This window comes from Paenibacillus sp. P13VS (assembly GCF_015143645.1).
GTDB lineage: Bacteria > Bacillota > Bacilli > Paenibacillales > Paenibacillaceae > Paenibacillus > Paenibacillus xylanilyticus_A.
Map to the genome: position 1 here is coordinate 84,254 of NZ_WYEV01000009.1, position 22,422 is coordinate 106,675.

Consider the following 22,422-nt stretch of genomic DNA (forward strand, 5'->3'; position numbering starts at 1 on the left):
AGGGTTTTATTGACTGGATTCCGGGTACTTATCCAGTCTTATTATGAACGAAAGATCGCCAGATTATAATTAATCCGCTCCTTCATCTTCCCGGCGTGTATGAACAAGACCAATTGATTTGGCGATTACATAAATAAACACACTACCTACCAGAAAACCGATACCGACCATCAAGCCAAGATTACGGTCATTAAATTCATTCAGGTTAATCAAACACATGACCACTCCAGTAATGAGGGCGATCCAGGCCAAAACTGTCATCGTCAACACTGCGCGCCGCATATTCTTATCTTTACGCTCCAATTGGCTTACCATTGCTGTCTTCGATGCCATAGTAAACACTTCCTTTTCCCTTTTTGTAAGTGCTTTCCTTTTACCAATATACCACATCAGTATGATTTTTAGTCAACAAATGTTCAAATTTATTTCGAAATTTGGACACTTTATTTTAATTTAGACTGTTGACAAACACTTAATTTATCCTCTTGTTATGTATAACCCAAAAACGACCTCTTCATAACAGTAATAGGATTTAACCTTTTGAACGCTTTATGAACATGTCTCCTTTTCCTGAATATCGTCACAAAAAAACGGCGGTTCGGATAAACCGAACCCACCGTCTTGTTTTGAATCTATATTGTGCAAGGATGGCCCCAACTAATTACGTGTCTCCAGCCAGTTGTTTTTAATGACATTCTGGTACCAGTAAAAGCTTTCCTTCGGCGTTCTTACCAGTGAACGATAGTCCACATGAACAAGACCGAAACGCATCCGGTACCCTTCTGCCCATTCAAAGTTATCCATCAGGGACCATGCCATGTATCCCTTCAGGTTAATGCCATCGTTAATAATCCGGTGAATTTGGGCTAAATGCTGTTCGTAATACGAAATCCGGCGATCATCATTAATTTTCCCATTCTCCAGATCATCATTGATACAAGCACCATTCTCGGTGATGTAGACATCGACGTTGCCATACTTCTGCAGGTAATGCATGAACTCATACAGCCCGCGGGATTCAATCGGCCAGCCAATGTCCGTCTTCGTCAGGCCCATATTCACTTCTTCAGACTGCAGTACCCCTGCCTCCGGATTGAAACGATTAATGCCCATCGTATAATAGTTGATTCCCAGCAGGTCGATCGGCTGCGAGATAATCTCCATATCACCTTCCTGGATTGGCACTGTGGCACCCGCTTGGGCAAACCAATCCACCATGAATTGCGGGTAGGAACCTTTGTAGATCGGGTCCAGGAACCAGTCTGTGTTGAGTGCGATAGAGCGGTCGCATGCCGCCTGATCTTCCGGTGACTTGCTGTAAGGCTCAGCCCAGCATACGTTAGGTGCAATACCGATCTGTCCCGTTGTGCCAAGGCGCCGGAAGGACTGTACCGCTTTACCATGAGCAACAAGCAGTCCATGCGCGACATTAAGGGAGGTCTGAAGGTCTTTGTTCCCTGGTGCATGGATTCCCAGCAGGTTTGACAAGAACGCAATACACCATGGTTCGTTAAACGTCAGCCAGAACTTGATTTTACCCGTGAATTCCTTGAAGATGACCTCTGCATATTTAACAAAAGCATCGACAGTTCTCCGGTTTCCCCAACCTCCGTCATCCTCCAACACTTGGGGCAGATCCCAGTGATAGAGCGTGCAAAAAGGTTCAATACCTGCCTCAAGCAGCTTGTCCACGAATCGGTGGTAAAAGTCCAGTCCTTCACGATTGATCTCGCCATCCCCGTCCGGGATAATGCGCGGCCAGGCAATGGAGAATCGGTAGGTGTTGATCCCCAGCTTCTTCATCAGCTCAATATCTTCCTCATAACGGTGGTAGCTATCGCAAGCTACATCCCCATTATCCCCGTTAAAAACTTTGCCTGGTGTCCGGGCAAACGTATCCCAAATGGATACACCGCGTCCACCTTCCTGTGCTGCTCCTTCTATTTGATAGGAAGCAGTTGCTGTACCCCAACGAAAATCCTGTGGAAATTGAAAAATGGTCATTGGTTTTTCCCCCGTCTCCCTATGATACGCGGACAGTCTGTCCTGCGGTCATGGATAAAGTAATTACATAATCCCCTTGTGGTGTCAGTTCAGCCTGATGCTGCTCCCCACTTTCACCTCGCAGCGCGTATGCACTCCGAATGGTCACCGTACCATCCCGCTCAGCCTTGATTACGGCAGATACCAACTGGCTGTCCTTCCACTCCATGGATAGGGTATAGCCTCCCCGTGCACGCAAACCAGTTACGCTGCCTTGTGTCCATTCATCTGGCAGAGCAGGTAGCAAATGCAGTTCATTCAGATGGCTCTGCAGCAGCATCTCTGCAATGCCGGCCGTGCCCCCGAAGTTGCCATCAATCTGGAACGGAGGATGATCGTCGAATAGATTAGGGTGAGTGGACCTGGCAAGCAGTGTACGTACAAACTGATGCGCCTGGCCACCGTCAAGCAGACGCGCATACAGATTGATTAACCATGCACAGCTCCAACCGGTGTGCCCGCCCCCTTGCGATATGCGCCGTTCAAGCGATATGCGTGAAGCTTCTACAAGCTCTGGTGTATCCATTCGATTGATCTGTTCCCCCGGATACAAGCCATACAGATGAGAAACATGGCGATGTCCTGGCTCCGATTCGGCGAAATCCCTGAACCATTCCTGCAATTGACCTTCACTGCCAATCCGGAACGGATATAATCTGCTCAGGCTGTCTTCCCATTCCGCAATCAGTGCCTGATCCACCTCAAGAGTCCCCGCTGCCTCAATACATCTGGTGAACAATTCACGAATCAGTGTCATATCCATTGTCGACGCCATCGAAATGCTGCGGGCTTCTCCTTCACCTGTCAGGAACTTGTTCTCCGGTGAGGTTGAAGGAGCCGTAACCAGATAGCCATCCGGTCCTTCAATCAGCCAATCCAGACAGAAAAGTGCAGCCTCCTTCATGACTGGATAAGCACGCTCTTGGAGGAAACGCTGATCTCCGGTAAAGAGGTAATGTTCCCACAGATGTGATGTCAACCAGACACCACCCATCGGCCAAAATGCCCAGCTTGCATCACCGCCCGTAGGTGTTGTCGTTCTCCAAATATCCACGTTGTGATGGGCTGTCCATCCACGAGCACCGTACAATATGCGAGCTGTTCGGCGCCCAGTCTGGCTGAGGTCCTCCAACAAATCGAATAGTGGTTCATGGCATTCGCTCAGATTACACACCTCAGCTGGCCAATAATTCATTTCCGTATTGATGTTGATCGTATAATCACTGTGCCACGGCGGCTCCACCTGATGATTCCATATGCCCTGCAGATTGGCTGGCTGTGTGCCTGGGCGCGAGCTGGCCATTAATAGATATCTGCCATATTGAAAATAAAGAGCTTCGAGCCCCGGATCTTGAACTCCACTCTGGTAGGTTTGCAGCCGCTCATCGGTAGGCAGCTCTGCGTTAGAAGTAGATCCGAGATCAAGACGGACCCGAGAGAACAAAGACTGGTGATCAGCCTCATGCCGAATACGCAAACTTTCATGCCCTAATGTCATGGCTTTCGCAATGACATCTCTGCACTCTTGCTCAAGCAACGGTCCACCCTTTACGGGAACAATCTCATAGCTCTCAAAAGCAGTAGCTGCAGCCAGGTAAAATACAACCTGTTTGGCTCCCTGAACATGAAGCTTGCCATCCACCGTTGATATCTTCGCCTCATTTCCGGTCACCGTCACGGCTAAACGAACTGCATACGGTGTCCCCCGGTCTTCTTCATAGATGACCGATTCGGGATGGTCCCGGAAATAGTTCGATTCCACATGACTCGGACAACGGCTGAACATGGTCACGCCATCTTCAGAAAGCTGGGTTGTATACGGATGCGGGCTATCCAAATGAGCAGTGATGTTAACTGCCCCGTCCCTGTCAGCCATGAGCGTACATATCATCAGATCATCCGGTGTACTGGTGTACACTTCACGAACATAACGAACGCCTTCGTAGACATAGCTCGTCTTCGCTATACCGGATTCCAGATCAAGTTCACGCTCAAACTCTTCATAATTCAGCCCAAGAAGTCCTTCCTGCTGCAGAATGAAGTGCCCCATCGGCTGGTAAGCTTCCACATCACGGCCCAACATTTCACGGTTGAGCAGCTCTTCAGCTTCACTATATTGTCCCGCCATGATTAATTCACGGGTGCTCTTCAAGTACCTCTGGCTGCTGTACTGAATGGTATCGCGCGGAAAACCTGACCACAGGGTGTCTTCGTTTAACTGAATACGCTCATCCGCTGCACCACCGTACACCATACCGCCGAGACGACCGTTCCCAATAGGCAGCGCCTCTTCCCATCGAGCTGCGGGCTGGCGGTACCATAGACGATTGATCTTTTTTTCCTCATTGAATGGGGGCATAAACTAACTCCTCTTCATTGATCATCTATTATTTTACCGAAATAACTAAAACGTTTTCGAATACATCAAAACAGATGCAATTGTCATGTATTCACTGGATCTCCGTACACCTTAATTTAGTACTTTATCATCATTAAGGTGAAAGTGCTTTCAGTAAGAAAAGTATATTGGATTTAGAATTCTTCGTCAACGAAAAACATCACAAGACAAACAAGAAGAGACCCATGTTCAGGGCCTCTTCTATACTATGGATGAACCTCCATCCATGCTTGATTATTTTACCTCTTTGCCAGTCCAGAGGGATACACGGTCTTTAACCCAAACCGTATATTGTTTCTCCATTTCCACTGCACCTGCTTTATCCAGCTCAGCGAGCATGTCATCATACACTTTATCGAAATTCGCTGGCGTCGTCAGAACTGCTTCTGGAATCCGTTTACGTACGATATCCTGAGTTTTTCTGAATGTTACGTCATAGTCTGTACCTGAAGGTACAGGCATGTTGTATGCCGCTCCCCATTCTTTGAGAGGAAGATCCTCTTCAGACGGGTAGAACTCTTTCCAGGTTGTAATGCCATAGGCTTTGAGCGTTTCTTTCTCAGCTGGAGTATAACCAGCCACAATCTGCTCAGGGAAGTTGGTCGTGTAATAGTTATCTGTAGAATCCTTCACACCATCACCATATCTTGCACTGAAGATATTGTACAGACCAATACCTGTTTCTTTACTGAATGCAGAGTTGTCGTTCGTTTTACGATCCTGAACTTCGTCAGGGATAACACGTTTGCCATTCTCTACATTATAATGTTGACCTTCAATTCCCCAGTTTCTAAGCACTTGACCTTCGTCAGAAGCGAGCCAGTCCATGAATTTAATGATACGCACTGGGTCTTCCGCTGCAGTGGTGATTCCAATTCCGTAGCCGTCGAATCCAGTTGGCTGGAATGTGTGGTCAACGATATCCTCGTTCAGGGATACAGAGAAGTGAGCGTACGTGCTGTCATCCTTGCCTGCACTTTTCAGTGCATTTTCAGCTTCTTGATAGTTCCATTCCTGGTCAATCAAGCCGAGTACACGGCCGCTGGCAATTTTGGATTTGTATTGGTCGTCTTTTTGAACAAAGGTATCTTTGTCGAGCAGTCCTTCATTATACATTTTGTTCAACCAACGGAAATATTCTTTTTCTTCCGGACGTTTGTAGTGCAGCATCGCTTCATATGTTTCCGGGTTGATATAATATTCACCGTCATCCGGTGCACCTGTTGCCTGGAATGCCGGGTTCGTTACCGTAATCATGATCTTCCAGTCATCCGCATTCAATGTCAGAGGAATGGTTGGCTGACCGTCAATCGTTGGATGTTTCTCATAGTAGGCTTTGAGTACATTTTCGTAGTCCTCAAGTGTTTTCACCTCAGGGTAGCCTAGCTCCTTCAACACTTTTTGCTGAATTTCAAAACCGCCTGTTGCGTCAAACGTCATATTATCTACACCCATATTGGTTGGGATCGTGTAGATGGATGGATCTTCCGTGCTGTATTTCAAACGATTCATCTGATCGCCATAGATTTTCTTCAGGTTCGGTGCATGCTCCTCAATCAAATCCGTGAGGTCAATCATCGCACCAGCATCTACAAGCTTAGACAAGTTACCTTTTGGGAAAATGATATCAGGATAATCACCGCTGGCAGCCATGAGACCAATCTTTTGATCGCCACCATTGTTTACATCGTATTCTGCTTCAATTGTAACGCCTGTTTGCTTGGTAATTTCCTTACCAACTGCATCTTGCATCTTGTTCCACGTTGGACTTGCATCAGCACCAAAAAACGTAAATGTAACCGGATCGGTACCGTTTGAATCTTCAGAAGCACTTTTGCTTCCCGAATTTCCGCAACCAGCAGTAACCAACAGCGCACTTGCGAGCATCAACATTGCAAAAGTCTTAGGTGTATTGCCTTTCATTTTGCCTCTCATTGTCTAGTTCCCCCTATTATTATGAAGGTTTTATCTGTATAACAGGCTAAGCCTGCGAATACCACTTTTGGAGCGCATTTCTGTATGCGCTTACCATAAGACCAATCCATACTTTTTGTAAGCCTAAAATATATAGTACGGACAATTCATTTAATGCTTCTAACAATCGTAAAACGTTTTCGAAACTTGCTTTAAAACGCTTACTGAAAGTGCTTACATCAATGATTATATGCTATCCTACCCGTCCCGTCAACAACAAAAAAGGGCCTTTTTACAAGGCCTCTTTCTGCAAAACAAAAGCTTTAAATTATCGTTCGTTTTCTGAAAAATTTCAGTTATTTCACATCTTTACCCGTCCACAGGGCTACACGTTCCTTCACCCATACAGTGTACTGTTTCTCCATCTCTACTGCCCCTGCTTTGTCGAGTTCAGCCAAGAGGCCGTCGTAGACTTGATCGAAGTTTTCAGGCTTCGCCAGAATAGCTTCAGGGATCCGTTTGCGGATGATATCCTGTGTTTTCTGGAATGTTACGTTGTAGTCTGTATCCGATGGAACCGGCATGTTGTACGCAGCGCCCCAGTCTTTCAATTTCAGTTCATCTTCGGATGGGAAGAAATCCTTCCATGTTGTAATACCATATGCTTTCAGCGTTTCCTTCTCAGCTGGAGTGTAACCCGCTTGGATCTGTTCAGGGAAGTTGGTTGTGTAGTAATTGTCCGTAGAATCTTTTACCCCGTCACCATATCTCGCGCTGAAGATGTTGTACAGACCAATACCCGTTTCTTTGGTAAATGCTGAATTGTCGTTAACTTTGCGATCCTGAACTTCGTCAGGAATGACACGTTTGCCGTTTTCAACATTATAGTGTTGACCTTCAATTCCCCAGTTTCTCAACACTTGACCTTCATCTGAAGCAAGCCAATCCATGAACTTGATGATTCGTACCGGATCTTTGGCCGTTGTTGAAATCCCGATTCCGTATCCGTCGAATCCAGTTGGCTGGAATGTGTGATCCACGATATCCTCGTTCAGGGATACAGAGAAGTGAGCATACGTACTGTCATCTTTGCCCGCTGCTTTGAGGGCATTTTCAGCTTCACCATAGTTCCAGTCCTGGTCAATCAAACCGAGTACACGGCCGCTGGCAATTTTGGATTTGTATTGGTCATCTTTTTGAACAAAGGTATCTTTGTCGAGCAGTCCTTCATTATACATTTTGTTCAACCAACGGAAATATTCTTTTTCTTCCGGACGTTTGTAGTGCAGCATCGCTTCATACGTTTCCGGGTTGATATAATATTCACCGTCATCCGGTGCACCTGTTGCCTGGAACGCCGGGTTGGTTACCGTAATCATGATCTTCCAGTCATCCGCATTCAATGTCAGAGGAATGGTTGGCTGACCGTCAATCGTTGGATGTTTCTCATAGTAGGTTCTTAATACGTTTTCGTAATCTTCAAGCGTTTTCACTTCTGGATATCCAAGCTCTTTTAGAACCTTTTGTTGAATCTCGAATCCACCACCAGCGTCAAATGAAACGTTATCTACGCCCATGTTCGTCGGAATGGCATAAATGGCCTGATCTTCGAGACTGTATTTCAAACGATTCATCTGATCGCCATAGATCTTTTTCAGGTTTGGTGCATGTTCTTCGATCAGATCGGTAAGGTCAAGCATAGCACCTGCGTCAACAAGCTTCGATAAGTTCCCTTTAGGAAAGATAATATCTGGGTAATCACCGCTGGCAGCCATCAAAGGTATTTTCTGATCCCCGCCATTATTCACATCGTACTCTGCCTCAATCGTAACACCAGTTCGTTTGGTAATCTCTTGGCCGACTGCATCCTTCATATTGTTCCAGTTTGGACTTGCATCTGCACCAAAGAATGTAAACGTGATTGGACTGGTTGTATCCCCTGTATCCTTCGGTGTTTCTGAAGCAGTAGTACCTCCTCCACAGCCTGCCGTAATGGCAAGAGCACTTGCGAGTAGGAGCATTGCGAATGTTTTTGGTGTTTTGCCCTTCATGTGTAATCCCCCTTATGGATAAAATGAAGCTATCTATTGTATAACAGGCTGGCCTGCACATACCGGAAAGTGAGTGATCTCGATGTAAAACTTTAGTTATTATTACTTTAAAAGCGCTTACTAAATGAGTTGATCATTGCCTTTTTAAAATTAATAAACCTGATATATTCCTTTACTTCAGACTTGAAGGGATAGCCGTTAAGGTCTGTCATACCAGTGATGTAAGTGCTTTCATAATTGAATCATAATCGCTCCGCAAGTCCTTGTCAATAGTGAATTCACAAATTTGAAAACGTTTTTTGGAAAACGTTTTAGTACAAAAAAAAGAACCCAGGTTTCTGGGTTCCTCTCTTCAAAAAAATGAATGATAAACAATAATCAATTATTGAGTTTCACCATTCCACAATTTAACGCGATTTTGGACAAGCTCGGTGTATTGCTGCTCCATTTTTTCTGCTCCGGCCTTGTTCACTTCTGCAATCATTCCATCGTAGATGCCGTCAAACTGATCCGGGGAACTGAGAATAGCCTCCGGAATTCGTTTACGGATAATATCCTGCGTTTTCTGGAAGATGACGTTGTAATCGGAGTCACCTGGCGTTGGCAAATTGTAAGCTGCTCCCCATGGCTTAACCGCAAACTCATCTTCACTTGGGTATAAGTCCTTCCAGGTTGTAACACCATATGCTTGCAGTGTTTCTTTCTCTGGTTCGGAATAAGCTGCTACGATCTGTTCAGGGAAATTCGTGGTGTAGTAGTTATCCGTCGAATCTTTAACCCCGTCTCCGTAGTGACCGGACATATTCGTGTAGAGACCAATCCCTGTCTCTTTTTGGAATACGGCAGCATTGTTTGTCTTCTGGTCCAGAACATCGGCAGGAATGACACGCTTGCCATCCTCCACTTCGTAGTGCTGGCCTTCAATTCCCCAGTTCATCAGCACTTGACCTTCTTCCGAAGCCAGGTAGTCGAAGAATTTAATCGTACGAACCGGATCCGGATTCGTCGTAGTAATACCTACACCCCAGCCGGATACGAATCCCGTGTCCTGATAGGAATGGTCCTTGATGTCCTCAGACAGGGTCACCGGGAAGTGTGAATACGTTGCTTCAGGTTTGCCTGCTGCTTTCAATGCATTTTCAGCATCGGAGTAGCCCCAATCCTGGTCAATTACACCAAGTACACGTCCACTTGCGATCTTGGATTTATACTGATCCGTTTTTTGTACGAAGCTGTCCTGATCAAGCAATCCCTCGTTATACATTTTGTTCAACCAACGGAAGTACTCTTTTTCCTCTGGACGCTTGTAGTGAAGCATTGCTTCGTACGTTTCCGGATTGATGTAGTATTCACCGTCATCCGGTGCACCTGTTGCAAGGAAAGCCGGATTCGTTACCGTGATCATGATTCTCCAGTCATCCGCATCAAGTGTTAGAGGGATCGTTGGTTGTCCATCAATCGTCGGATGTTTCTCTTTGTATGCCTTCAGCACATTTTCGAAATCCTCGAGTGTGCGCACCTCAGGGTAGCCAAGCTCTTTCAATACACGGTGCTGAATACCGAACCCGCCGCCTGCATCAAAGTACTTTTGGTCTACCGCGTAATATGTTGGCAGCACATAAATGGCCTCATCCTCATTACTGTATTTCAACCGGTCCATGTAATTACCATACAGCTTCTTCAGATTGGGAGCATACTGGTCAATCAGATCTGTCAGATCCAACATTGCTCCTGCATCCACCAGCTTGCTAAGCTCTCCTTTGGGTGACACGATATCGGGATAATCGCCGCTCGCTGCCATTAAGGATATTTTGTCCTGACCACCGCTGACGGCAAATTCACCGTTAAGTGTTACTCCTGTTTTCTCCGTGATAACCTGGCCAACCTCATCCTTCATGCCATTCCAGTTTGGACTGGGATCGACACTAAAAAAGCTGAATGTGAGCGGAGTCGTTTCACCACTTGTGTCTTTAAACGACGTTTCGCCGCCAGTTCCTCCACCGCCACAACCTGCGAGCAAAGACATCGCAAGTACAGGAGCCAGTGCCCCTTTCATTTTAAAACTTGCCATAATGGTAATCCTCCCTGTTTCATATGTCTGTCTTATCCGGGACTTTTTTGTCCCTGTCTATAGCTTCATGAATGCCGCTCCGCAGCCCTATACGGTGAGGCGCAAACCAATTGGTCACGCCTCGGGCATCTGATGCTTTTTTTAGTTTACGGCTGCTCTTTTTGGCAGCTCTATAATGTTGATTATTATGCTTTTACTGCACCCAGTGTCATACCGCCTACGAAGTACTTTTGCAGGAATGGATATACAACCAGGATTGGAACGGTAACAACGATCGTAATGGCCATCTTGATGGATTCTGGTGAAATCTGTGTCATCTGCTGTGCCATGTCATTGGCATTCCGTCCAGCCCCAGAACCTTGCTGTGTACTTTGCAGTACTTTCATCAACTCATACTGGAGTGTTGTGAGATGTGCCTTGGAACCGTTGTACAGATACGTATCAAACCATGCATTCCATTGGCCTACGGCCAGGAACAATGCAATCGTTGCAAGAACCGGTTTACAGAGTGGCAGGATGATTTTGTAATAAATCTTAAAGTCATTGGCACCGTCCAGTTTCGCCGATTCTTGAAGCGCATACGGCAGTCCGTCAATAAAGGAACGAATAACGAATACGTTGAACGCACTGATCATGCCTGGCAATACATACACCCAGAACGTACCGATCAGGTTCAGGTCACGCATCAGGATGTAGACCGGAATTAGACCCCCGGAGAAATACATCGTAAGTGCAAGTGCAGTGGATACGAATTTTCTCAATTTGAAGTCCGGACGAGCCAGTGTAAAGGCAATCATCGAGGAACTGATCAGACCGAGCAGTGTACCTACAATCGTACGCATAATGGAAACCTGCAGACCTTGCAGCAGCCCGTCATATTGGAAGATCGTTTTGTAGTTTTCCAGTGTAAATTCCCGCGGCCACAAGTAAATTCCGCCACGTACCGTATCTGTTGAGTTATTCAAGGAGATCGCAAGCACGTTCAGGAATGGATACAGCGTCACGATCAGTACCAGCGCCATAGCAATGATATTGAATATATCGAACAGTTTATCGCCCCGTGTAGCATTGAATGATTTGTTCGCCATAGTGTTCCCCCCTCCCTACATGATGCTTTCTTTGGTGAATTTCTTAAACAACCCGTTCGCTGTAAACAGAAGGATGATACTGACAACGGAGTTGAATATACCTATAGCTGTACCGTATGAGAATCGTCCCATGTTCAAACCATAGTTGAGCGCATATAGATCAAGTACTTCGGAGTAGTCGGTCACCAAACTGTTACCAAGCAAGAACTGCTTCTCAAAACCGATACTGATCAAGTGTCCGATGGACATGATGAACAATACGGAGATTGTCGTCCGAATACCTGGCAGTGTGATGTGCCACATCTGTCTCCAACGGTTCGCACCGTCCACGCGGGAAGCTTCGTAAAGTTCCTGGTCAATACCGGTAATCGCCGCCAGATAGATGATGGCGTTCCAGCCGGTTTCCTTCCACATATCTGAAGCGGTTACAATGTACCAGAACAGGTTGCCCTTCGCCATGAACTGGATTGGCTGATCGATAATATTCAAACCTAACAAAAGGTCATTGATGATCCCGCCATCGGTGGAAAGCATCTTGGTAATAATCCCCGCAACCACGACCCAAGATACAAAGTGAGGCAGATATGATACCGTTTGCACCGCACGTTTGAAGAACATGCCTTTGAGCTCATTCAAGAGAATTGCAAAGAAAATCGGCACGACAAAACCGACAATCAGCCCCATTAAGCTCATTGCAAGCGTATTTCGAAGTACCAGATAGAACCGCTCATCGCTAAACAGCTCTACAAAGTGTTTAAAACCAACCCATTCTTGGTCGCTGAACGATCTGGCTGGTTTGAAATTTTGGAAAGCCATTGTCCATCCCCATAGCGGCAGATAGTTAAATACAAAAACCCAAACTACGAATGGCAGTGACATGAGATAGAGATACTTCTGCTGCTTGATGCTATCCCAAATTCCGTTCCGCCGTTTGTTTGTTGGCGGCTTGGGGTTACTGCTTCTTTTCGCGGAAGCGGATTTTTTTGTTAGCGTTTCCATCTCCGTTCCCCCTCCTCTGTTTTATAGATCCATCATAACTGATAGAGCGTTTTCAAAATACCATCTGGATTTTAGAGAAAATCATATAAAAATTAGATATCCCCCCACAGAATTCGACATTATCTGCTCAAAATCAGCTATTTTATAGCCTTTCATCTACAATTTACGCCATAAAAAGGTAGAAATAATCTTAAATGCTAAAAACCGAAAACGTTTTATAGAAATCGTTTACCTTCATTTTTAGAGAATCGAAAAAGGACCTGAATCAGGTCCTCGTAATCATAATGTGAATTGAATGGTCTGCAGCTTAACGACGCCCAGCAACTCGGCCGCCGATATCGTGGCAGCAGGGTCGAATTGATCTCCGAGCAAGTACGCGACCATCTCCTGAAACAGGAAAGCAGCTTCAGGGCGCTTCATCATGGAAACATTGGCAAACGGCAAAGACGATACTAGCAGTTTCCCCCGCCCCACTCTGGCCTCAAAAGCATATGCCAATCGTTTGGCTCTGTGAAAATGATCAATTACTTCTATAGATGGACGTACTCCATGCAGCGAATCAAGGCATATCGCAGGAGTACCATTCACCAGGTGGTACCAATGCCAATCTGAAGCCTGATCATGTGGGAAACGACCCAGCAAAGGTACCTTTTCCTGCAAATTCATTCCCATTGTTGCTCCAGACTGTGTTGCAAACATGAGATAATTCCAGAATACAGGCAGATACTTGGTCTCTACAGCATCATAGAGTTCATCCGGTTTGACCTGAAGCCAGACATTGCCACCATTCATCAGATAGTCAAGTACATTAGGTGTAAGTGAAGAGATGATTACCAAGTCTATCTGACTTTGGCTGATCAAGTCTTTCCCATCCAGATGGTCCACCTGACGATGGAGGGAATCCAGTAAAAATGGCTGCAGCTCACCCACACAGTTCCAGATCCGATGAGATCGGTCGTGAGGATGATAGTGAGGAAATGACCAACCGAACCAGACACTATCTGCAACGATCTCCGAATGGCCTGATCTGATCTCAGCTTCAATGACAAAGGCAGCAGCCCCATCCTTAGGTGCCTGTATGGTCAGACGCCCAAGTGAAACAACCGAGCCACAGCTGATATCTCCATATGACCATTCACCCTCATCCTCAATGATATGATTACGGATTAGTTTCCAATGGATTGAGGCATCTACAATCGGCTTCTCTCCATAATGAGATATGCTGGCTTCAATATGGACGGGTTCCCCAGCATAGTAGGTCCGCTGTCTGCTACCCAGCAAGAGCACAATGCTTTCGTTAAACTGCTTGAATGCCGCTGGTTCCACTATTCCCTTGCTCTCCCAGAATACGTCCAGAACTCCCGTGGTCGCATGTCCTTGTCCAGGAAAGTCGCGGATATCAAGCAGTTGTATGCCGGCTGCATCTGGAGTGCGGCGAACTCGCTCCATTGCTTCCTTTAGCGACCGTATCAGATGTATGCCACTTGCATGCTGAAAATCTGCCACATCATCGGCCAGACCTCTGCGTGCAATGGACTCTTCAATGGACTTAAGCCAGCTTGGGCGCAGGACGCCTGTGTACTTCTCCCGCTCCTGAGGGCGTACATACATGGTGAACTGTGCATGTTCATGCCCAACGACCGGATTAGTTGTAAGCCGGGTGACTTCATGGTAATCCAGCGTGGTGTCCGGTACGGCAGACAGCTCCGATTCCAGAGGAGGATGCCAGTTCAATGACTGAATATAAAAGTCTGCATTTCGGCCTTGAGCCGGCAGCTGACCAAAGCCCGTATTATCCGTATATAACCTTGTTGGGTCAAGCGAACGAGCGAGTTCTACCAAATCATTCAATTCAGGATGTCCGTTAGGCCCAATCAGTTCATTTCCCAACGAAAACATGACAAAGGAAGGATGTGTGTGCAAGGAATGCAATAAACCTTTTAATTCCCGGGTCAAAAATAGTTTGATCTCTGCTGGTGCCTTCACGTCACGATTCTCAAACCACCGTGACCAATGTGGAAGTTCAGCCTGGACAAGCATGCCTTCTTCATCTGCAGCCTCCCAGAACGGCCGGGGTGCACTCCACCCATGCAGACGTACATGATTGAATCCATAAGACTTTGCCGTACGGAACTGCTGTACATAATGCGGCTTGTCCCAGACCGGATAACCCGTTAATGGGAAAATGCAACAATCCACGTATCCGCGCAAAAATACCGGCACATTGTTTAACTCAAGCTTCTTTCCATTTGCTCTGAAGGAACGCATGCCGAATGTCCGTTCCACCCGATCCAGCTCTCGTCCCTCATCCTGCAAGGAGACCACGACCTGATATAACCTCGGAGAACTATCTGACCACAGGGCAATGTCCTTCTCCAGATCAAGATCAAGATCCCACTGCTCCGCTCCATAACTCCCTTCGAATTGTTGGTCCTCATTCGGAAGAGACATCGAAGCGATGGTGCGGCTCTGCCTCGGAAGCCAGCTACCATCAGGATGCCTAATATCCACATGAAGTTGACTTGTACTGGATAAGGTTGACTCGCTAGTGCTTACATCATATCGGATCGTTATGATCCCGTTCTCCGCGTCAGGCAGGATATACAACTGCTTGATCCGGGAAGACGGCAGCCGATCCAGATAGGCTCCGCCTGTAATTCCGCCCCACGCTGTAGCCGTATGGATGGAATGGATATGACTTCCGGCCAAAGGCAGCTTCATCGTATTATCCACACGCAATTCCAGCTGGTTTTGCCCTCCCGAATGGATTAGAGATGTAATGTTCCATTCCTGCGCCACAAGCAGACTGTCACGCTGCCCGGCATGATGTCCATTTACCCAGAGATCTGTTGTCCATCTGACTCCCTCAAGTCTCAATACATAATCGCAGTCCGGCTCTGACACCGGAAGATCTACTACGGCCCAGTACCAGGCAGCACCCTCGTATTCACGTATTTTGGTCCATGTATCCATCCTGTGATAATCCGGCTCGTTCCCATACCCCTGCTCTTCCCAGGAACCTGGAACCTGAATCGTTCCCCATATGGATTCTTCAGAAAATGGCGGTCTCCCGCCATTGGCTAGGTCTGTTTCGAGACAGAACTTCCAGGTTCCCTTCAGGTCAAACGTATGACGAACAGCTTGTATATCCGATGGTTTCATCTGATTGTCTCCTTGTCCAGAATGAGATACATCCAGTTTAAGACGTATATATGGAAGGCACCATTGCTTATATAAGGAAGACGATGGACTATATCCTGATGCAAATAAGACATGAAAAGCCCGAAAACGTTTTATATCTTAAGAAAAGAAAATGTACATATAAAAAGTAGAGCTATTTTACCTGCGACTATACGCCGTCAGGCTCTTCAGGCTGATCTTTAGATTGGGATCTGGCATGTTTGTACGCGGAAGGAGACTCTCCTACATATTTCTTGAATTTGCCGTGAAAATAATCCACGTTAGCATACCCCACTCTTGCAGCGACTTGATGAACCTTTAACCCTTCATCAAGCAGCTCTTTCGCTTTTTCCATACGAACCTTGTCCAGGAATGCGTTGAAATACTCTCCTGTGTGGTTCTTGAACAGCTTGCCCAGATAACTGCTGTTATAGTTGAACACTTCAGCAAGAACCTCCAGCTTGAGATTCTCCCCGGGATTACGCCGAATAAAATCGATCATTTGTTTTAGTGCCGTATCTTTACTGCCACCGCCCATACGTTGAATAAGACGGCTTAGATGGCCTTCTGCCATCGCCTTCAGATCAGATACCGTTAATTGATGATAAACTTCGTTAATCAGGACAGAATGTTCCTGCATGATGGACTGCATATGCTGGTTAGAGGCAGCCAGTTTGTTGATAGCCATGGAGAATACCTGAGAGAATGCTGTTTTGATTGCCTGCTCTGTCCGGTGATAAGGGACAATTCGCTCCTCGATCTCACCCAGCACCCGAATTACAGATTCCATGCTGCGTATGTCGAGCGCATAATACAGCTTGTCTGCCAGTTCCGACTCTTCAGGCTCAGCGCTTTCATCTTCGCCGATCATGGAAGCAGCCGTTCCTTCAGCAGCAAGCTCTTCATTCCACAACATAATGCGTTGTTCGGTGAATAGAAAACGTTCTGCCAGCAGTCCGTTCGCCTGTTTATAGGATCTGACAATCTCCGAGGTGGTGTTGGCCGGTTCACCTGCAGCTCCGTACATCGTAATGTTCCATTCTCCGAGCAGCCGCTTCAGCTCATCATATAGATGCTCGGCAGACGAAGCCGATGTGATAGGATCCTTGCACAGCAAGGCAAGACCCGAATGATAAGAGAAGACGATTCCCCGATCCTTTTGATCAAAGGCCTCTGCCAGCTTGCGTTTAACTACACCTCCACGCTGCACATCAGGTGCAGTATGCATCTCTAACAGCACAACCTGATATTGCGGCCACTTCAACCCAAGGGCATCCTCTTCGATGGGACCAACGCCTTCCAGATTATCAAACAGAAGTGCCTCGATCTGATGCTCCCGATATGCCGTATCTTCACCTGCATGACGCGCCAGCGCTTCCTGCTCACGTGTAAGCACGGCAGCAATACGCTGAAGCTCACCGATGATCTCCTCTTCATCCACGGGCTTGAGCAAGTATCCATCCACACCGAAGCTGATTGCTTTCTTGGCATAATCAAAATCGGCATACCCACTCAGAATGAGAAAATGTGATCCAGGATGTTGTTTCCGCACCTCTTCGATTACGTCCAGTCCAGTCATGCCTGGCATACGGATATCGATAATGGTCAGATCCGGCTTAAGCTCATCAAATCGAGTAATGGCCTCCCGTCCACTTGCTGCGGTAGCAATCACCTCAAATCCATACTCGGCCCAATCAATGATCGTTGTCAGTCCTTCGCGTATGCTCGGTTCGTCATCCACCAAAAATACTTTATACATGCGGTTCCCCTCCTGAAGGTAATTCAAAAGCAATCTCTGTTCCTTCCCCATACACACTCGTAATCTGTAACCCGTACGGTTCACCGTATGTCAGCGTTAACCGTTGATGCACGTTGCGCAGCCCAATCCGGCTCTTCTCTTGCTCCTCCGGTCCGCGAATAAATTGCATAACCTCTGCAAGACGCTCCGGTGTAATACCGGCCCCGTCATCCTTGACACGAACCTGTACCACATCATTGACCAGACGAATATCTACATTGACATGGACCGTTCCCTCTTTATTCTCCAATCCATGCACAATGGCGTTCTCCACCAGAGGTTGAACGATCAGAGGCGGAATGTATATCTTCTCTGCTCCGGGATCGATATGAATCTGAAAGGCCAGTCGATCCCCGTAGCGGAATTTCTGAATCTCCAGGTAGGAGCTAACCATCTCAAGCTCAGCCTGGAAGGTCGTTTTGCCACTCCCGATTTCAAGGCTCTTGCGCATCAGTTTGCCGAGTAGTCTGACGATATTCGCAATCTCGGCCTCCCCTTTGATATGAGCCTTCATGCGAATCGACTCCAGGGCGTTAAACAAAAAGTGAGGATTAATCTGACTCGCCATCATTTTCAGTTTAATCTCTTTCTGCGCGATTTCCAATTGGTTGTTCTGCTCAGTCGTTTCAACGACCTGCGTCATTAATTCGTTTATGCTTTTGACCATGTAATTGAATTGTCTCGATAATTGTCCAATTTCATCGTCTCCGTCGATTCTGGACGTCACATTCAGATCCCCAAGGGCCAGCTTGTTCAGATGCTTGCTAAGACGAAGCAGCCTGTTCGAAGTAAGGAATGAAATAATATATACAAGTAAGAGGGCAATGATTAAGACAAGGGAGATAAAGAGCATACCGATCAAACTGATCTTATTGGCATCCTTGACGATATCCTTGGTCTCGAAGACGGAGATCACCTTCAAGCTGTTCATACTCGACACAGGGCGCAGCTCATCGATAACAATATTAGACGGCTCTCCCTGAAAATCAGCTTCCAGGGTTCCCTTGGCCTGATTCTGTAAATCAACGCCGAAATCCAGCTCGTCCAGCGTTTTGCCCACCAGATCCGTATTTTTGGCAGCCACAACATAGCCCTGCTCATCCGCCATCAGCGTTTCAAAGGGTTCCTGTCGAAGCAATTCGTTGAGCTCATCCTGATTGATTTCAATCAGCAGTACACCCTCGGTGCGATATTCAGGAAAAGGCACTTTGCGCACCAGGCTGAGTTTGTGAACCGGATTATCTTCCTTGTCCGGAATGTAGAACCATCCCGTGTTCGTCGATAACAGCGCTTTTTGATACCAATAGCTTTGCTTCGTCTGCTCGTTCAACGGGATAAACTCCAGATTATTGATCAGGGTGGGGTTATCGGAATAAAAACGAATGCCTGCCACCTCACGGTATTGTCGCTTGTATTCCTGAAAATCCTTATAGGCCAAATAAGCAGAAGTGAGTTCCATTACGCTGGAATAGCGCTTGTTCACAATCTCCTTCAGTTCGTTGTTGAACATCAGAATATCGGAAATATCCGTCGGCACACGCAGCAATGTGGCTGTCTGGCTCTTGATCTTGTCCACGTTGTTGATTGTCTGCCCGATCGCATTGTCCAGTGCCTGCTGCCGGAAATATCCGGTCACGGCAAGACCGATGATCAGAACCGGAATCATGACGACAAGTACATAGGAAATCAGCAGTTTATGCTTCAATTTGAGATTGTTCGATACACGTATAAACCTTCTTAACATATCTGCACCTTCCATTGTCCATATAAGCGCTTACATATAAATGGCAAGATCAATTGGTTCCTGCATTTCCACTTATCATACCATACAACCCGCATAAGCTCTTATATATCCAGGTTTTGGTCTCGGCAATTATTCCCTTAGATTAGCATACACCCCTTCTCAATAGCAGTAACCAAATGATGTAATCGCCATACAAAAATAATAAAAAGGCCGCCATTGGCATGGCGGCCTGGCTTGCTGATATGCTGCATCGCAAACAGATGGCGAGTTGAACGCAAGACCCTTTTGCTTAAGCTATTGATCAATTAAGGACGAGGTGTCTCTACCCCATTCAGAATCAGTTTAGGATGAATATCCGCGCTCAATGAAGCCGATACAGCGCAGTATTTTTCTTCAGCCATTTGGATGGCTTTCCAGATACGATAATCCGGGATATCTCCATCGACTTTGAAGATGAGGTCAATGGACGTAAAACCTTTGGGCATCCCTTCACTGCGCGTACCCTGAGCTTCAATCTCAATTCCGGTGATTTTGTCCAGGAAGGCATCCAGAATCATCGTAATATCGATTCCCATGCATCCTCCAAGACCTGCAAGCAACAGTTCCATCGGTGTAGCACCCTTGCTGTCACCACCATAAGCAGCCGTGGCATCCATGCCTACAGCATAGCCAGAGGGTCCTTCGGAAGTAAACGCGCGTTTGCCTTTCCATACGGTTGTTACATTCATGATGTTATCCTTCTTTCTTAAAATGGTTTACGTTCTGCAGATATCCGTTCTAGGTACGGCATTCTCAGAATTCAGTAATTTGCTGCAAAAATCTTCGTGTTCGTTCCTGTTCCGGATGTTGGAAAAATGCCTGTGGACTGGCTTCTTCCACGATCGAACCGTCGGCCATAAATACGATCTTACTCGCCACATTCCGGGCAAACTTCAATTCATGCGTGACCACCAGCATCGTCATACCTTCCTGTGCCAGCTCCTTCATGACCGACAGAACCTCGCCTACAAGTTCAGGGTCAAGGGCTGAAGTCGGCTCATCGAACAGCATCACTTTCGGTTCCATGGCAAGTGCACGAGCAATCGCAACCCGCTGCTGTTGTCCACCTGACAGGCGGGATGGATAAGCATCCTGCTTGTCCGACAGTCCTACACGATCCAGCAGAATGCGGCCGCGTTCGGCCGCTTCGTCACGCTTGATTTTCTTTACTGTCACGAGGCCTTCCATCACATTTCCCAGTACTGTTTTATGCGGATAAAGGTTGAATTGCTGAAACACCATGCCAGTCTGACGGCGGATCTCAAGCACCCGTGAGCGCTGAACTCGCAGCGGATCATTGCTGTCCACGATAATGCCATTAACTTCAATCTTTCCGCCGGACAGTTCTTCTAGTCCATTCAGACAGCGAAGCAGCGTGCTTTTGCCGGAACCACTTGGTCCTAGCAGGACTACGATATCTTTTTCATTCACGTGCAGATCAATATTCGTAAGTACTTCATGTTTCCCAAAATGTTTCTTCAGTCCAGTAGTTGTAATCATCGGTTCTCTCCCTCCATCAGTAAGCCCGGGCCAACCGGCGCTCCACTTGTTCCAGAATGGCCGAGAAGCCGATACTCATAATCCAGTACATAACACCGATAGCGAGATAAAACGGCATGTTTAAAGCATATTGCGATACCAACAGCTGTGCTGAGCGCAGAAGCTCTGTTACACCGATGGTTGCCACAAGTGATGTTTCCTTCAGCATACCAATAAAGGTATTCCCCATCGGTGGAATGGCAATGCGAACTGCCTGGGGGAATATGATTCGTTTCATCGTCTGAAAGGGGGTCATTCCCGTTGCATAAGCCGCTTCTGTCTGTCCCTTGGGCACAGCTTGTATGGCGCCTCGGAATGTCTCAGACAGGAACGCTCCTGCATTCAAACTAAGTCCCAAACATGCTGCTGTGAGTGATCCCAAGGTTACACCATAATCGACCAATCCGTAATAGATAACAAATAATTGCACCAACAGCGGGGTTCCCCGCATGATGGATACGTAGAATCGTGCGATCATCCGAAGCCATAGTGGCCCTTTCAGTCGGACAACAGCTACAATCACACCGATCAAAAATGCAAAAAACATTGAAATTATGGTCACATAAAGCGTGTAATAAGCCCCCTTCAAAAAGAAGGGGATATTCTCAAATACCAGTTCCATGGATCAAACTTCCCTTCGCCTTGCCGGTCATTATTGCGCAGGCTCTTCACCAAACCATTTTTTGAAAATGGTATTGTACGTGCCATCATCCTTCATGCCTTGAAGAGCTTCGTTCAGCGCTGCAACAAGTTCCGGATTATTTTTCCGAACAGCGATGCCGGCTTGGTCACTCTTAATCGGTTCACCTACAGCCTTAATCTTGAATCCGTTGGAATCAATAATGGGTTTAAGCGCGTAGAGGTTGTTGATTGTTGCATCAATGCGTCCTGCATCTAGATCTTTAAGCGATGTGATGACATCGTCATACGTCTTAATGGTGAAGTCTCCCACTTTCGGCAGCACTTCATTACGCAGATAAGTTTCATCATTTGTACCCAGACCTACGCCAATCGTTTTCCCTTTGAAATCTTCGAGTTTGGTAATATCGCTATTATCGTCTTTCACAATGATTTTGACTTGGTTTGTAATATAGCCTTCACTGAAATCGAGCGCCTGTTTCCGTTCGTCGGTGATCGTCATCTGGCTGATAATGGCATCAATCTTTTTCGATTGCAGGCTTGGTGTTAGGCCAGAGAATTCCTGGGAGACAAATTCAACTTCAACCCCGAGGCGCTTGGCAACCTCACGTGCGATATCTGCATCAAAACCATCCATCTCCTTATTATCATTCAGGAAGTTATATGGACGGTATGTACCCATCATACCTACTTTCATGGTTCCCGCTGACTTGATCTGTTCCAGTTCATTACTTGCTTGTGCTCCATTACTGCTGCCATTGTCGGTTGTTTTGCTTCCGCATGCACTTACAACCAGTACAACCATAAGCAGAATTGCCGTCAGCATCCAACTTTTGCGCATCTTTTTGCCGTTACTTGGTGTTCCTTTATTCATCATGTTAACTTCCTCTCATTCATGTGGTTAATAGTTGTATCCATT

At 46.6% G+C, this 22,422-nt stretch carries 15 protein-coding genes; all 15 read right to left on the bottom strand.

Going from position 1 to position 22,422, the window contains the following annotated elements:
* Positions 1-69: 69 nt before the first annotated feature.
* Positions 70-333, bottom strand: a complete 264-nt coding sequence (locus GUA98_RS21855) for a hypothetical protein (protein WP_095292381.1) — start codon at positions 331-333, stop codon at positions 70-72.
* Between the two features lie 324 nt (positions 334-657).
* Positions 658-2,004: a GH1 family beta-glucosidase gene (locus tag GUA98_RS21860; protein ID WP_193724368.1), complete on the bottom strand. Its 1,347-nt coding sequence runs from the start codon at positions 2,002-2,004 to the stop codon at positions 658-660.
* Positions 2,005-2,023: 19 nt separating this feature from the next.
* Positions 2,024-4,402 (bottom strand): glycosyl hydrolase family 95 catalytic domain-containing protein, encoded by a 2,379-nt coding sequence (locus tag GUA98_RS21865; RefSeq protein WP_193724369.1) that lies wholly within the window; start codon positions 4,400-4,402, stop codon positions 2,024-2,026.
* Between the two features lie 273 nt (positions 4,403-4,675).
* Positions 4,676-6,376, bottom strand: a complete 1,701-nt coding sequence (locus GUA98_RS21870) for an ABC transporter substrate-binding protein (RefSeq protein ID WP_415753048.1) — start codon at positions 6,374-6,376, stop codon at positions 4,676-4,678.
* Between the two features lie 335 nt (positions 6,377-6,711).
* On the bottom strand, positions 6,712-8,406 hold the full coding sequence (locus tag GUA98_RS21875; protein WP_193724370.1) for an ABC transporter substrate-binding protein: 1,695 nt from the start codon (positions 8,404-8,406) through the stop codon (positions 6,712-6,714).
* Positions 8,407-8,788: 382 nt separating this feature from the next.
* Positions 8,789-10,477 (bottom strand): ABC transporter substrate-binding protein, encoded by a 1,689-nt coding sequence (locus tag GUA98_RS21880; protein ID WP_193724371.1) that lies wholly within the window; start codon positions 10,475-10,477, stop codon positions 8,789-8,791.
* Positions 10,478-10,662: 185 nt separating this feature from the next.
* Entirely contained in the window at positions 10,663-11,565 is a 903-nt protein-coding gene (locus tag GUA98_RS21885; RefSeq protein ID WP_095292355.1) for a carbohydrate ABC transporter permease, read from the bottom strand.
* 15 nt (positions 11,566-11,580) lie between these two features.
* Positions 11,581-12,564, bottom strand: coding sequence for an ABC transporter permease (locus GUA98_RS21890; protein ID WP_153979992.1), 984 nt, complete (start codon positions 12,562-12,564; stop codon positions 11,581-11,583).
* A gap of 279 nt (positions 12,565-12,843) precedes the next feature.
* A complete protein-coding gene (locus GUA98_RS21895) occupies positions 12,844-15,726 on the bottom strand; it encodes a glycoside hydrolase family 2 protein (RefSeq protein WP_193724372.1) in 2,883 nt (960 codons plus the stop codon).
* 187 nt (positions 15,727-15,913) lie between these two features.
* Positions 15,914-17,503 carry a response regulator transcription factor gene (locus tag GUA98_RS21900; protein WP_127539803.1) on the bottom strand — a complete coding sequence of 530 codons (1,590 nt, stop codon included), beginning with the start codon at positions 17,501-17,503 and terminating at the stop codon, positions 15,914-15,916.
* Positions 17,496-19,286 (bottom strand): sensor histidine kinase, encoded by a 1,791-nt coding sequence (locus tag GUA98_RS21905; RefSeq protein ID WP_153979995.1) that lies wholly within the window; start codon positions 19,284-19,286, stop codon positions 17,496-17,498. Before GUA98_RS21905 ends, GUA98_RS21900 begins: the two co-directional genes overlap by 8 nt.
* Positions 19,287-19,591: 305 nt before the next feature.
* On the bottom strand, positions 19,592-20,014 hold the full coding sequence (locus tag GUA98_RS21910) for an OsmC family protein (RefSeq protein ID WP_076311998.1): 423 nt from the start codon (positions 20,012-20,014) through the stop codon (positions 19,592-19,594).
* A gap of 64 nt (positions 20,015-20,078) precedes the next feature.
* Positions 20,079-20,825: an amino acid ABC transporter ATP-binding protein gene (locus GUA98_RS21915; protein ID WP_193724373.1), complete on the bottom strand. Its 747-nt coding sequence runs from the start codon at positions 20,823-20,825 to the stop codon at positions 20,079-20,081.
* A gap of 16 nt (positions 20,826-20,841) precedes the next feature.
* A complete protein-coding gene (locus GUA98_RS21920; RefSeq protein ID WP_153979997.1) occupies positions 20,842-21,486 on the bottom strand; it encodes an amino acid ABC transporter permease in 645 nt (214 codons plus the stop codon).
* 30 nt (positions 21,487-21,516) lie between these two features.
* Entirely contained in the window at positions 21,517-22,344 is an 828-nt protein-coding gene (locus tag GUA98_RS21925; RefSeq protein WP_153980854.1) for a transporter substrate-binding domain-containing protein, read from the bottom strand.
* Positions 22,345-22,422: the final 78 nt, after the last annotated feature.

Coding starts and splice junctions, on each gene's coding strand:
- GUA98_RS21875 (WP_193724370.1), bottom strand. CDS start 8,406: ATGAAGGGCAAAACACCAAAAACATTCGCAATGCTCCTACTCGCAAGT.
- GUA98_RS21870 (WP_415753048.1), bottom strand. CDS start 6,376: ATGAGAGGCAAAATGAAAGGCAATACACCTAAGACTTTTGCAATGTTG.
- GUA98_RS21920 (WP_153979997.1), bottom strand. CDS start 21,486: ATGGAACTGGTATTTGAGAATATCCCCTTCTTTTTGAAGGGGGCTTAT.
- GUA98_RS21905 (WP_153979995.1), bottom strand. CDS start 19,286: ATGTTAAGAAGGTTTATACGTGTATCGAACAATCTCAAATTGAAGCAT.
- GUA98_RS21880 (WP_193724371.1), bottom strand. CDS start 10,477: ATGGCAAGTTTTAAAATGAAAGGGGCACTGGCTCCTGTACTTGCGATG.
- GUA98_RS21855 (WP_095292381.1), bottom strand. CDS start 333: ATGGCATCGAAGACAGCAATGGTAAGCCAATTGGAGCGTAAAGATAAG.
- GUA98_RS21885 (WP_095292355.1), bottom strand. CDS start 11,565: ATGGCGAACAAATCATTCAATGCTACACGGGGCGATAAACTGTTCGAT.
- GUA98_RS21860 (WP_193724368.1), bottom strand. CDS start 2,004: ATGACCATTTTTCAATTTCCACAGGATTTTCGTTGGGGTACAGCAACT.
- GUA98_RS21925 (WP_153980854.1), bottom strand. CDS start 22,344: ATGCGCAAAAGTTGGATGCTGACGGCAATTCTGCTTATGGTTGTACTG.
- GUA98_RS21910 (WP_076311998.1), bottom strand. CDS start 20,014: ATGAATGTAACAACCGTATGGAAAGGCAAACGCGCGTTTACTTCCGAA.
- GUA98_RS21900 (WP_127539803.1), bottom strand. CDS start 17,503: ATGTATAAAGTATTTTTGGTGGATGACGAACCGAGCATACGCGAAGGA.
- GUA98_RS21915 (WP_193724373.1), bottom strand. CDS start 20,825: ATGATTACAACTACTGGACTGAAGAAACATTTTGGGAAACATGAAGTA.
- GUA98_RS21895 (WP_193724372.1), bottom strand. CDS start 15,726: ATGAAACCATCGGATATACAAGCTGTTCGTCATACGTTTGACCTGAAG.
- GUA98_RS21890 (WP_153979992.1), bottom strand. CDS start 12,564: ATGGAAACGCTAACAAAAAAATCCGCTTCCGCGAAAAGAAGCAGTAAC.
- GUA98_RS21865 (WP_193724369.1), bottom strand. CDS start 4,402: ATGCCCCCATTCAATGAGGAAAAAAAGATCAATCGTCTATGGTACCGC.